General features: G+C 30.8%; 11 protein-coding genes. 5 read left to right on the top strand and 6 right to left on the bottom strand.

Annotated features, from left to right (window positions below):
• Nucleotides 1-95: 95 nt before the first annotated feature.
• Nucleotides 96-1,688: a RagB/SusD family nutrient uptake outer membrane protein gene (locus EB819_RS04035; RefSeq protein WP_069798256.1), complete on the bottom strand. Its 1,593-nt coding sequence runs from the start codon at nucleotides 1,686-1,688 to the stop codon at nucleotides 96-98.
• Between the two features lie 20 nt (nucleotides 1,689-1,708).
• Nucleotides 1,709-4,432, bottom strand: a complete 2,724-nt coding sequence (locus EB819_RS04030) for a SusC/RagA family TonB-linked outer membrane protein (RefSeq protein ID WP_069798254.1) — start codon at nucleotides 4,430-4,432, stop codon at nucleotides 1,709-1,711.
• Between the two features lie 363 nt (nucleotides 4,433-4,795).
• Between EB819_RS04030 and metG the strand changes: the two genes are divergently transcribed.
• On the top strand, nucleotides 4,796-6,829 hold the full coding sequence (gene metG / locus EB819_RS04025) for a methionine--tRNA ligase (RefSeq protein WP_069798252.1): 2,034 nt from the start codon (nucleotides 4,796-4,798) through the stop codon (nucleotides 6,827-6,829).
• A gap of 130 nt (nucleotides 6,830-6,959) precedes the next feature.
• Nucleotides 6,960-7,550 carry a hypothetical protein gene (locus tag EB819_RS04020; RefSeq protein WP_069798250.1) on the top strand — a complete coding sequence of 197 codons (591 nt, stop codon included), beginning with the start codon at nucleotides 6,960-6,962 and terminating at the stop codon, nucleotides 7,548-7,550.
• A 3-nt stretch (nucleotides 7,551-7,553) separates the two neighbouring features.
• On the opposite strand, the gene EB819_RS04015 is transcribed toward EB819_RS04020, so the two are convergent.
• Nucleotides 7,554-8,258: a class I SAM-dependent methyltransferase gene (locus tag EB819_RS04015; RefSeq protein ID WP_069798249.1), complete on the bottom strand. Its 705-nt coding sequence runs from the start codon at nucleotides 8,256-8,258 to the stop codon at nucleotides 7,554-7,556.
• Nucleotides 8,259-8,356: 98 nt separating this feature from the next.
• Between EB819_RS04015 and EB819_RS04010 the strand changes: the two genes are divergently transcribed.
• Nucleotides 8,357-8,878 (top strand): Mpo1 family 2-hydroxy fatty acid dioxygenase, encoded by a 522-nt coding sequence (locus EB819_RS04010; protein ID WP_069798247.1) that lies wholly within the window; start codon nucleotides 8,357-8,359, stop codon nucleotides 8,876-8,878.
• A 156-nt stretch (nucleotides 8,879-9,034) separates the two neighbouring features.
• Nucleotides 9,035-9,430 (top strand): hypothetical protein, encoded by a 396-nt coding sequence (locus EB819_RS04005; RefSeq protein WP_069798245.1) that lies wholly within the window; start codon nucleotides 9,035-9,037, stop codon nucleotides 9,428-9,430.
• 2 nt (nucleotides 9,431-9,432) lie between these two features.
• On the opposite strand, the gene EB819_RS04000 is transcribed toward EB819_RS04005, so the two are convergent.
• The 3 genes from EB819_RS04000 to dnaA form a co-directional block, all read right to left on the bottom strand.
• Nucleotides 9,433-10,131, bottom strand: a complete 699-nt coding sequence (locus EB819_RS04000) for an SAM-dependent methyltransferase (RefSeq protein WP_069798243.1) — start codon at nucleotides 10,129-10,131, stop codon at nucleotides 9,433-9,435.
• 49 nt (nucleotides 10,132-10,180) lie between these two features.
• Nucleotides 10,181-10,639 carry a low molecular weight protein-tyrosine-phosphatase gene (locus tag EB819_RS03995; RefSeq protein ID WP_069798241.1) on the bottom strand — a complete coding sequence of 153 codons (459 nt, stop codon included), beginning with the start codon at nucleotides 10,637-10,639 and terminating at the stop codon, nucleotides 10,181-10,183.
• A gap of 97 nt (nucleotides 10,640-10,736) precedes the next feature.
• Nucleotides 10,737-12,188: a chromosomal replication initiator protein DnaA gene (gene dnaA, locus EB819_RS03990; protein ID WP_069798238.1), complete on the bottom strand. Its 1,452-nt coding sequence runs from the start codon at nucleotides 12,186-12,188 to the stop codon at nucleotides 10,737-10,739.
• A 134-nt stretch (nucleotides 12,189-12,322) separates the two neighbouring features.
• Between dnaA and EB819_RS03985 the strand changes: the two genes are divergently transcribed.
• A complete protein-coding gene (locus EB819_RS03985; protein WP_069798236.1) occupies nucleotides 12,323-12,733 on the top strand; it encodes an acyl-CoA thioesterase in 411 nt (136 codons plus the stop codon).
• Nucleotides 12,734-12,784: the final 51 nt, after the last annotated feature.

Genomic DNA, 12,784 nt, shown 5'->3' with positions numbered 1-12,784 from the left:
ATTTTCGCATGCAATAAAACTAAATATTGCAATAAAAACGAATAAAATTTTATTAATTATATTTTTTTTCATAACATAATATTTGTCAAAGCTGATTAATAACCAGGATTTTGAATTAAATTAGAATTAGAACTAATCTCTTTTGTAGGAATTGGGAATAAAGCTCTATAATCAGCTATAGCAGAACCATTCAATGAACCGCCCTTCCATTGCCAGTTATAACCAGAAGTATATTTTCCAAATCTTATTAAATCTTGTCTTCTGTGACCTTCCCAATAAAGCTCTTTTGCTCTCTCCGATAAAACAAAGTCTGGAGTAAGCGCAGATAGAGTTACTGGATTTGCGCCAGCTCTTAATCTTAAATCATTAATATAATTTAGAGCTGTAGCTTTGTCTCCTTTACCATTTACAACCGCTAATTCTGCATACATTAAGTATACATCTGCCAATCTAAACATTGGAAAATCTGTATCTGGGAAAGTAGGATCTTGACCTGATACACCTGCAGATGTTTTATTAGTAAATTTTATTAATTTTTTACCTTGCGCAAATTTTAAATAGTCTGTAATTTCTTCAGAATCGGTACCAGAAACAACATTTACACGTGGGTCACCTGCAATAGTTTGTATAAATTCTTTTCTAGCTCTGAAACCTTGCCATCCAAAATCAATACCTAGGGTTTTAGCAACTGCATCATTAGTACTTCCATGAATTAAATAAGTCATACCTCCATAAGATTTAGTTTTAACGCCATCATATCTTACAGGAAAAATAATCTCTTTTTGAGCTCCGTTAACATCATTATCTGCCGCAAATAAATTATTTCTGTCAAGTGACAAGCTGTAGCCCGCACCTAATACACTGTTCACAGCAGCTAAAGCTTCAGTGCTTTTATCTTGACCTGTGTAAACTTTTGCGTTAATTAAAAGTTTTGCTTTTAACATCCACAAAGCTCCTTTATCAGCTCTACCATATTCATTAGCTCTTGGAGCAGGAAGATCTGCTTCAATTGTATTAAGTTCATTTAAAACATAATCAAACATTTCTGCTCTGGTTTTCATTACTGGTACAGAACCTAAAGCATTTTCTTCTGTTGCAAAAGGAGAATTACCATAAAGATCGATAGCATGATAATAAGATAAAGCTCTCAAAAATCTTGCTTCAGCTCTCATCACTTTAATTTTAGCTTTAAGATCTTCTGAAACTTTTCTTGAATTCAATTTTTCATCTGTAGTTTCTCTTAAGAACTCGTTTGCTACAGATATCTGATAGTAAACTCTTGCAAAAAATGCTTCATTAAATTTATTATCTGCATTCCATGTATTAAAGTTTAAATCTTTAATTGTTGGGTTATCAGATTCTCCCCAAGCAATAATTGCTTCGTCCGTAGTAAGCTCTTGTAACTGCCAGTAACCTCTTAAATACTGAGAAAATCCTTCATCTACTAATGATTGTAAATCTGAATCTCCTGTAGGAGCTGCTTGACCAGATAAAGATAACCCACCATAAATTTTTGCTAAAAACTGTTTATAAGGTAATTCTGGATTATCAGGATTGTTAAAATAATTATCTACCGAGAAAGAATCATCATCTTTCAAAGAAACATCTAAATCATTTAAACATGAAACTGCGGTAAATAATAATGCTGAAAATGCTAACCATTTTACTTTTGTTAATATATTTTTCATATTATTTTAAATTGATTAAATTAAAAATTAACGTTTACTCCAAGCATATACATTCTAGCTCTAGGGTAAATTACTCCATCTAGACCATTATTGAAGACTTCTGGGTCTAATCCTTTATAATCACTTATAATTAATGCGTTTTGCACACCTCCGTATATTCTTAAAGAGGTTCTATCACCAATGAAGTTGTTATTCCTAATGGTATAACCTAAAGTAACATTATCTAATTTTAGATAGCTTGCATTTTTAATATAGTAATCACTTTCTTTATTAGCAAATGCAAATCCTGTTTTTGCAAAATCTAAAGGTGAATTTGCTAAGGTATTATCTACAACATTATTAATTGTTGAAAAGTATGCTCTATCTGCATTTACTTGATCATATACATAGTTACCAAAACTTGCTCTCCAAGCCATTGAGTAATCCCAGTTTTTCATAAATGTACCATCAATCATTAAGCCCATTGTAACGTCTGCTTGAGGTTTTTTGTAATTATATTTATCAAAACTGTCTATTGTACCATCACCATTTCTATCTACATACACTCCTTCAATTGGCTTGCCTGTACTATCATAAACCTGTTGATATACCCAATAAGAAAATGGAGCTAGACCAACTTTGTGAGTCTGTACATAACCACCAAGTCCCACTCCTCCTTGTGGAATATTATCGGTAAATAATTCTGTAATTTCTAAATGATTATAACTTAAGTTGTAGTTAACATCTAAAGTAAAATTCTCTTTTTTAAACATTTGATAGTTTAAATTAAAATCTAAACCTTTAGATTGTAGAGAACCAATGTTTTTAGGACCTAAGACTCTTAAATTCTGTAATGCTCCTTCCGCAACTATGGATAATAAATCTTTAGTATCTGCCAAATAAACATCTACATTTCCAGATAATCTTCTGCTAAATAATGAAAAATCTAAACCAGCATTATATTTTGTGCTAGATTCCCAAGTTAGATTTTGATTGTATCCTTTTGGTCTTGCTATTAAGTAATATGTATTCGCTCCTGTACCAAATTGATAGTAGGCATTGGTAGAAACATCATACTGCTTAAAGTAATCTATCTTATATCCACCAATATCTTGTTGACCTACAGCACCAACACTTAATCTTAGTTTCAGCTCATTAATAGTACTATTGTCTTTAAATAAGTCTTCATGCATCTTCCAGGCAAATGCTGCACCTCCAAAGTTACCCCATCTATTTTCTTTAGAAAATCTAGAAGAACCATCTCTTCTATAATTTACAGTTACTAAATATCTGTTATTATTCCATCCTAAATTTAATCTTCCAAAAAATGCTTGCAGGTTAACACCTGGATCAGTGTAAGTATCCGCAACGTTGTTATTAGGATCTAGTACATATAATAATTGATTGGCAGAATTGTAATTTTTATAATCAAAATTTTGATACTCATAACCTCCTAATAAATCAAAACTTAGTTTACCAAAGTTTTTAATATAGTTTAATTGAGTATTGAGATTTTTGTTAAAATTATCATAGTTTGTTTCAGTATAATTACCTACAGGTAAACCATTCCAGTAACCTGCTCTTGCAAAAGAACTAATTTCTGTTTTGCCATCACCTTCTTGTTTATCTATACCTGCATTTACAATTAATCTTAACTCTGGTAAAAAGTGAAATTTGTAATCTAAGTTAATGTTTCCATAAAATCTATGATGATTACCAATATTTCTTCTCTCTAATAACTGAGATAGTGGGTTTGATGTACCACGGAAAAAGTATTTAGCTCCATCTTGCTGATACCATTCTCTATAACCAGCAAAAGGTGTTTGTGCATCATAAGGACTTTGGGTAGGGTCATAAGATATTGCGCTACCAATAGCACCTTCATCAGCGTTTGTTCTAAACGCATAAGTATAATTACCAGAAATATTAAGCTTTAAATGATTATCAAATAAAGTTGGGTTCAAAGTAAAAGAAGCAGTTGATCTTTTGTAATTAGATGTCAAAAGAAGACCTTCATTTTCTGTATGACCAATACTTAATCTAGATGGAATCTTATCAAATAAGTTGCCCATTAAAGACAAATTACTATCGAAAGAAGCTGTGTTTCTAAAGATTAAATCTTGCCAATTTGTATTAGCTGTCCCCAATAAATTCGCTTTATCAGGAGCCATTGTATTAATAATTTCCCTGAACTGATCTCCATTATACACATCAACATTTTTAGCTAATGTATTATAAGTAGTAAAAGAATTAAAAGAAACTTGTAATTTCTTTTTAGAACCTTTTTTTGTAGTAATTAAAATTACACCATTAGAACCTCTGTTACCATAAATTGCTGTGGAAGAAGCATCTTTTAATATTGAAAAAGATTCAATATCATTAGGGTTAATTGAGGACAATCCGCCTTCTACTGGCAAACCATCAATAACAATTAAAGGATCATTACTACTTAATAGAGAAGAACCGCCCCTTACTCTAATTACGGCATCATTACCTGGTGTACCAGACTGAGTTACAACAACCCCAGACGTTCTACCATTTAATAAACCTTCCGCACTTGTAATTGCTCCCTTATTAAAATCTTTTTCACTTAAGGCTGTAATAGACCCTGTTAAGTCAGATTTTTTTTGTTTACCGTAACCAATAAGCACAACTTGTTCAATGTCTTTTTGTTTGATTGAATCTCTTTGTTGAGCTTCTAGCATAATTGTTCCTGCCAATAAAAAAGCTGGAGCAATTTTTAAAACTTTACTATAGTTTCTCACAAAAATAAAATTTAAGGATTAATATTCATTTTTCACATCGCATAATTGCTATCACAATTAGGCACAGCCAATTTATGAAATTTTTGAATATTTATTAAATTTATATAAAAATTGTTAATAATTTATGATAATAATCAGTCTGTTTTGTACGAATTAAAAGCTAAAACATTGTAAATCAATTAATTCTTTTCTATTATCTCACTAATGAGACAATATAAGATTTCACAATATTTCAAACGAATGTTTAGCAATTTCATATGTTAAGCAAATGTTAATAAAGAAAATTTTCACCAAAATATTAACCAAGAAGTCAAAATTTTCCAAAAAGGCAAACAAAACCTTATCTTTGCAAAAAAATTTTCCATGCAGAAGAGAAAAATGATTACCGCTGCATTACCCTATGCAAACGGTCCTGTTCATATCGGTCATTTGGCAGGAGTATATATTCCTGCTGATGTTTACGCACGTTTCCAAAGAAGATTAGGAAGCGATGTTGCTTTTATCTGTGGTTCAGATGAACACGGAATTCCTATTACTATTAGAGCAAAAAAAGAAGGCGTAACTCCTCAAGATATTGTAGATAAATATCACGCAATCATAAAAAAATCTTTTGAAGACTTAGGCATTTCATTTGATGAATATTCTAGAACTTCTTCAGATAATCATAAAAAAACTTCTCAAGATTTCTTCCTAAAAATGTACGAAAACGGAAAATTTACAGAAGAAATCTCAGAACAATATTATGATGAACAAGCTGGCGAATTTCTTGCCGATAGATATATTGTAGGAACTTGCCCAAAATGCGGAAATGACGGAGCTTATGGTGACCAATGCGAAAAATGTGGTTCTACCCTTTCTCCTTCAGAATTAATTAACCCAAAATCTGCATTGAGTGGAAACGTTCCTGTACTTAAAGAAACCAAAAACTGGTATTTACCTTTAAATGAATATGAAAATTTCTTAAACGAATGGATTCTTGAAGGTCATAAAGACGATTGGAAACCTAATGTTTACGGACAAGTAAAATCTTGGCTCAATGATGGTTTGAAACCACGTGCAATGACCAGAGATTTAAATTGGGGCGTACAAGTTCCACTTCCTGATGCAGAAGGAAAAGTGCTTTACGTTTGGTTTGATGCGCCAATTGGTTACATTTCTTTCACCAAAGAATGGGCTGCAAAAAACGGCAAAAACTGGGAAGATTATTGGCAATCTGAAGATTCAGACTTAATTCACTTTATCGGGAAAGACAATATTGTATTCCACTGTATTATTTTCCCTGCAATGATGAAGGCTCACGGAAAATACATTATGCCAACTAATGTTCCTGCTTTTGAATTTTTAAATCTTGAAAATGACAAGATTTCTACCTCTAGAAATTGGGCAGTTTGGGCGCACGAATATGTAGAAGAATTCCCTGGTCAACAAGATGTTTTGCGTTACGCATTGCTTTCATCTGCACCAGAAACTAAGGATAATAACTTTACATGGAAGGATTTCCAAACCAAAAATAACTCTGAACTAGTAGGAATTTTCGGAAATTTCATCAATAGAGTTGCTGTGCTCATTCACAAATATTATGATGGAGTGATTCCTGCAGGAAATGAAAACGCAGAAGAACTTTCTGAAATTTCTAAAGCTGCAAAAGAAATTAATGAATATTTAAGCAAATATGAATTTAGAAATGCTCTTTCAGCTTTAATGAATTTAGCACGTTTCGGAAATCAATATTTACAAACAGAAGAACCTTGGAAAACCATTAAAGACAATCCTGAAAAAGCGGCAAATTCATTGTTTGTAGGAGCACAAATTGCGGTTGGTTTAGCTCAGTTATGCGAGCCTTTCATGCCTTTTTCTTCGGAAAAATTGTTAAAAATGTTCAATACCGAGAAAATTTCTTGGCAAGAAGTTGAAAATGCTAAAGTTCTCGTAAAAACAGGACACACAATCAATGAAAGTTCTCTTCTTTTCTCAAAAATTGAAGATGAAACCATTGATTTTCAAATTCAAAAATTAGAAAACACCAAAATATCTAACGCAAAAACCAATCCTAACGCAAATCCTATGAAAGAAGAAATCACTTTTGACGATTTTACCAAAATAGATTTAAGAACTGCCACTATTTTAGAAGCTGAAAAAGTAGAAAAAGCAGATAAATTATTAAAACTAAAAGTAGATACTGGTGTAGATGTAAGAACCGTAGTTTCTGGGATTGCAGAGAGTTTTACGCCAGAAGAAGTGGTAGGAAAACAAGTGATGATTTTGTTGAACTTGGCTCCTAGAAAAATCCGTGGAATTGAATCTCAAGGAATGTTGCTTTTAACAACCAAACCTGATGGAAAATTGAGTTTTGTAACACCTGATGAAACCGTTGAAAACGGAATTGAGATTGGATAATAAAAAATTAATCAATTAAATAATTAAAGATTTCGGAGATATTTCCGAAATCTTTTTTATTTTTGAATATCACACTTTGTCAAAGTTTTTGCGAAGCAAAGGAATCTTTGACAAAGTTAAATGTATTACCATGAAACTTTTAAAATCACTTCTACTTTGCTTTTTATTTTTTGGATTGGGGAATTTTAAAGCTCAAAATTTATTGTTAAATGATTCTGATAGAAGAATTAATTTTTATCAGCAACAAAAATATAAGTTAAAAGCAAATTATCTTAACAAAAGAAAAAGTCTAAATTTATCATATGAATTGAAACAAAACTTAAAAAAATTAAGTATAAATTATTTTGCTAAAATTAATAATGAGTTAAAAATAATTAATAAAATTTCTAATGACGATGAACTTTACAAAGCCATTACTCTAAAGTCTTTAGGTGAATCTTATCCAGATATCAACGCTGTCTTCTTCAACAGAGGAAATCTTTTATCAGACGAAAAAATCACTGACGAAGAAAAACAAAAATACAACCAACTTTTCCTAGAAATTACCAAACAAATTCCGAACGAAACCTATATAGAACTTTCTAAAATCACAGACGAAATTAATCGAGATAAATTTGCACTGACGGTTCCTTATCGTTTTGAAATTTTCCAAGATTTATTTGATGAAAACCAAAGAAAAAGAATTGACATCATCAATTTTCTACTTTGGAATGTAGAATAAACCTTACTTTAACGTAAGTTGAGCCAAATAAGAATCTTCTAGTTGTTTTACTTTTTGAATTTTAAAACCATTAGCAATCGCAGCATTTTCTAAGGTATCAAAATCTAAATACAACCATTTCATTGGCAGTTCAGATTCTCCTTTGTAATGCAAATAATAGTCTAATTCTCCGTAATAACCTGTTGCAGGAACCAAAACTCCGCCATCTTCATCATGGTCATACATATACAGAATATCCGTACTGTCTATGAGAATTTGTCCGTTTTCAACAACTAAACTTTTCAGTTTTTGCAAGTATTGGTCAATGTGTTCTAAACTTTGAAAAATCCCAGTTCCATTCATCAAAAGCAAAACGGTATCAAAATTCTTTTCAGAAAATTGAAGCAAATCTTCACAAATCGCATTTTTCACACCTCTTGCTTTACAAACTTCAATAGATTTCGGAGAAATATCTAGTGCAGTTACTTCTAATTTTCTTTCATTTTGCAGATAAAGACTATGTGAACCTGCTCCTGAACCTACATCTAGAACCTTACCAAAAGACAAATCCAATGCTTTTTTTTCTAAAGCATTCATTTCTTGATAATCTCTGAAAAGATAAGAAACTGGCAAATCATCCAGTTCTGAAATAGAAGTTTCGGTTTGTAAATCTTCAGAATTTTCTTGGTAATAATAATCCCAAATCGCGCGTCCCATTAAGTCTTTCATTTTGCAAAAATATTAATTAGGAATCACATAATTTAAAATTTCAAAAAATATTCTGACTTTAGAAAGGATTTATTACTTTTAGTAAAATTTAAAAAAATATGAGAAAAATAGACCAACTGTTCGCAGAATACGCAGAAAGTCACCAAAACCAAACCAATAAATTCATTCATTGGATTTGTGTTCCTTTAATTTTCTTTACCATAGTAGGATTTATCAGTCTTATTCCTAGATCAGCAACAACTAAAACATTAAATAATACTTCTCAATACACAGAATGGACAATAACTCATTTGAATTTTGGTGATTTATTTCTAAGTTTAATTTCTATATCGTCAATAATATTTTTAACAATATTCTATTTTAGATTATCTAAGACTATAGGAATAATAATGTTCTTTATAGTTTTGTTAATGTTTTATTGCACTTCAATAATTAATGAAATTTTTGAAAAACCAGTTTTTATTTACTTAACAATCTTCGTTATCACATGGATTTTTCAGTTTATTGGTCATAAAATTGAAGGTAAAAAACCGAGTTTCTTAAAGGATTTACAGTTTTTATTGATTGGACCAATTTGGCTTTTGCATTTTATATTAAAGAAAATCGGAATTCCATATTAACATTGTCCTAAAATTTTAAATTCATAACAAACCTTCATCGTAAATTATTAATAACGAATTAATTTAAAAAAAAGAATACCAAAACTGAAACTCAATATGATATTATTCAATATAATTGATAGAAAATAATACCTAAATTTGTAGAAAATAAAAAATATGAAAAATTTAATCTTTGCAATATTCGCAGTTTTGGCTGTTTTTTCTTGTAGAAGTGAAGACGATACAGATGTGAGTCCAGTAGTTGGAGAATGGGAATGGGTTTCTTCTATAGGTGGAGTTGGAAACACTACAGAAACACCTGCTTCAAGTGGAAAAACCATTATTATGAAATTAGATTCTGATAAAAAATACACCATTACTACTAATGGCACAGTAAACAATGAAGGTACATTTTCTCTTTATAAAAATGTCTCTAACTTAGAACATTACGAAAGAGTTTACATCGATTTTTCTAATGCACCAGACCAAATGATTGTAAACAATGAAGAAAAAACATTGATTCTAAGTGATGATGTAAACGACGGATACACTTATACTTACAAGAAAAAATAAATCTACTTTCCCAAAACAAATACCGCCGGAATTTTATGAAGTTCCGGTTTTTTATTTTTCCAATCAGAGATTTTTAAGGTTTTGATAAATTCTTCGGTTGGATGATTGATGTTTGCTGCGATACAAAGTTTCGTATTAGGATTGAGAAATTTAATTAAATCTTCCAAAAGTTGATTGTTTCTGTACGGAGTTTCCATAAATATCTGAGAATATCCTGACTTTTGAACTTGATTTTCTAGAAACAAAATCTGCTTTTTCTTTTGCTCCTTATCAATTGGCAAATATCCGTGAAAGGTAAATTCTTGACCATTAAAACCACTCGAAATTAAAGCTAAAATGATAGAACTCGGCCCATTAATTGGGATAACTTTTATATTGTTCTCATGACACCATTTTACCATCAAATTTCCAGGATCTGCAATACAAGGCAATCCTGCTTCAGAAAGCAATCCGAAATCCTGACCAGATTTCATGAGTTTTTGTGCTTCTTTTAAATCATTAGATTCAGAATATTTATCCAAAAGAAAAAGTTTTAAATCACTTTGTTTTTTTTCTGGTGCAAAAAATTTGATGACTTTTCTGGCTGTTTTTTCGTTTTCCACGAAAAAATAATCGGTTTTAAGAATATATTCTTTAATCGATGGCGCAAAATAGTCTATCGGAGATTCTTCGGATAAATAAGCTGGGATTAGAAACAACATGTTTTTAAAAAATTTAATTAGAGATAAAAGTAATCAATTTTTAGAAAATTTACTTCAAGTTGTACTTTTCAGCTATCGCTTCACAAGCTTGATCTAACATTTGATATACCTTTTCGAAATCACTCATATCACCATAATACGGATCTGGAACTTCTATTTTTTCATCAGATAAAACGCCAGCTTCTTCCATAATCAAAAAAACTTTACTTCTTTGTTCCTCAGAATTGGCTTTTGACAATACATCTTCTAAATTTTTTAAATCCATGCAAAAAATCTTATCAAAATCTTCTAAATGCTTTTCGGTGAAGTAATTAGCTCTTTGATGAGAAATATCTACGCCATATTCTTTGGCAATTTTGGTTGAACGTTTATCAGGATGTTCTCCTTCATGAAAAGAAATCGTTCCTGCACTTGCAACCGTATGTTTTTCTGAAATTTTAGAACGCAAAATTCCTTCTGCTAATGGACTTCTGCATATATTTCCGAGGCAAACCATTAAAATTTTCATAAGTAAGTCGTCATTTAATTAAAAAAGGAATTTTTCAAACTTAACATTTAAAAAATTCCTCAATATTTTTATTATCAATAGGTCAAAGACCTAAATTTTATTCAAAGATTTTATCTTTAATTTCTTTTAGATATTTCTTCAGTTCTTTGTCAATTTTAGAAACATCTCTGATGGTTTCACAAGCATACATTACCGTAGAATGGTCTTTTCCTCCCATTTCTTCGCCAATTTTGGTAAAAGTAGCATTAGTATATTCTTTTGCGAAATACATCGCTAATTGTCTAGGCAATGCAATTTCTCTTTTTCTGGTTTTAGAAAGCAATTGCTCTCTTTGAATCCCGAAATATTCGCAAACCACTTCCTGAATGTATGGAATATTGATGGTTTTCTTTTGATTCGCCGCAATCTTGTTAATGGTTTCTTTTAATAAGTCTAGACTTAAATCTGATTTAGAAATCATAGAATGTGCAATTACAGAATTAATCACTCCAATGAGTTCTCTCACGTTAGACTTCACTTCTCCAGCTAAAAAATCTACCATATCATCTTTTAAAACAATACCATCTCTGTGAAGTTTATCTACGATAATTTTCTTTCTTGTATCAAAATCTGGAGATTTTACTTCTGCACTTAATCCCCATTTAAAACGAGAAACAATTCTTTCTTGAATATCCTGAATATCCGCAGGAGCTTTATCAGAAGTTAAGATAATTTGTTTTCCGTTTTGATGCAAATGATCAAAAATGTGGAAGAACATATCCTGAGTTGCAGCTTTACCAGAAAGGAATTGAATATCATCTATAATCAAAACATCTACCATTTGGTAAAAATTACCAAAATCTGTTTTATTCTGAGCTTTTGCCGCAGAAACAAACTGCTGGATAAATTTTTCTGATGATAAATATAAAACAACTTTATCTGGAAGATTCTGTTTAATATCTAAACCAATTGCGTGAGCTAAGTGCGTTTTTCCTACACCTACTCCACCATGAATAAATAATGGGTTAAATGAAGTTGCACCAGGTCTTTTAGCAATGGTTTTTGCTACGGTACATGCAAATTTATTGCTCTCGCCTTCTACAAAATTATCAAATGATAAATTTGGGTTAAGGTTAGCATCTATGTTTACCTTTTTAATTCCTGGAACTACAAAAGGATTCACTAAACTTTTAGAAACTGTGGTAGGAAGCACCTCTTGAACTTTCGGAGCTTGTACAGAAATCCCTTTATAATTTTGAGTAGCGGGTTTTTCTAATCCTTGTGGTTTATTTTCCATTACAGAATACCACAATTTAACTCCTTTTCCGATATTTTTTTTGAGAGCTGCAGAGAGTAGAGAAAGGTAATTTTCTTCTATATATTCTTTATAGAAGTCAGAAGGAACCAACAATGTAAGATTGTGGTTAATTAATGACACAGGTTGTACCCTGTCAAACAATAAGTCGAATGAGTGTTCTAGTTTTTTTACATCTTCATGCTCAGAAGCGCTCAAATTGTCTCGCATAAATTTAAGACAACGCTCCCAAATCAAGCCTAAGTTTTGATCCATTTTTTTCTCTGCTAAATATTTTTCTCTGATTAATTTTATCGGGAAGACAAATATGAAAAATAATTTTTTCTTAAAAAAATTTTGGGGTATTGCTTTTTTAAAAATATATTTGTATGTATTAAAGAAAAGTTAAAATGATACACACAACTCACACATTACGAGTACGTTACGGAGAAACAGACGCTATGAAATATGTCTACTATGGCAACTATGCAGAATACCTAGAAGTTGCTAGAGTTGAGCTGTTTAGAATCCTTGGAATTTCATACGATGAAATCGAAAAACGCGGGATTTGGCTACCGGTTTCAGAGTATAAAATCAAGTATTTAAAACCTGCTTTTTATGACGAAATTTTAGAAATTCACACTTATGTAAAAAAAGTTCCGGGAGTGAAAATAGAATTCGAATATGAAATTTATAATGATTCTAAACAAAAAATCACAGAAGCATCTACTACTCTATTTTTCTTAGACGCTACAACCAACAAAGTGTCTAGATGTCCTGATTTTTTAATGGAACTCATCCAAAAAAATTGGAAGGAATAAGCAAAAAAAACAAAAATAAAAAAGTGAGATGACAAAAATCATTCAAAAAAA

This window comes from Cloacibacterium normanense (assembly GCF_003860565.1).
GTDB lineage: Bacteria > Bacteroidota > Bacteroidia > Flavobacteriales > Weeksellaceae > Cloacibacterium > Cloacibacterium normanense.
The sequence above is the reverse complement of the archived record's forward strand: the minus strand, read 5'-3'. Positions and strand labels throughout refer to the sequence as shown.

What these genes read in the sequence shown, in the direction of transcription:
- EB819_RS04035 (WP_069798256.1), bottom strand. Translation starts at nt 1,688, where the DNA reads ATGAAAAATATATTAACAAAAGTAAAATGGTTAGCATTTTCAGCATTA.
- metG (WP_069798252.1), top strand. Translation starts at nt 4,796, where the DNA reads ATGCAGAAGAGAAAAATGATTACCGCTGCATTACCCTATGCAAACGGT.
- EB819_RS04020 (WP_069798250.1), top strand. Translation starts at nt 6,960, where the DNA reads ATGAAACTTTTAAAATCACTTCTACTTTGCTTTTTATTTTTTGGATTG.
- EB819_RS04015 (WP_069798249.1), bottom strand. Translation starts at nt 8,258, where the DNA reads ATGAAAGACTTAATGGGACGCGCGATTTGGGATTATTATTACCAAGAA.
- EB819_RS04010 (WP_069798247.1), top strand. Translation starts at nt 8,357, where the DNA reads ATGAGAAAAATAGACCAACTGTTCGCAGAATACGCAGAAAGTCACCAA.
- EB819_RS04005 (WP_069798245.1), top strand. Translation starts at nt 9,035, where the DNA reads ATGAAAAATTTAATCTTTGCAATATTCGCAGTTTTGGCTGTTTTTTCT.
- EB819_RS04000 (WP_069798243.1), bottom strand. Translation starts at nt 10,131, where the DNA reads ATGTTGTTTCTAATCCCAGCTTATTTATCCGAAGAATCTCCGATAGAC.
- EB819_RS03995 (WP_069798241.1), bottom strand. Translation starts at nt 10,639, where the DNA reads ATGAAAATTTTAATGGTTTGCCTCGGAAATATATGCAGAAGTCCATTA.
- dnaA (WP_069798238.1), bottom strand. Translation starts at nt 12,188, where the DNA reads ATGGATCAAAACTTAGGCTTGATTTGGGAGCGTTGTCTTAAATTTATG.
- EB819_RS03985 (WP_069798236.1), top strand. Translation starts at nt 12,323, where the DNA reads ATGATACACACAACTCACACATTACGAGTACGTTACGGAGAAACAGAC.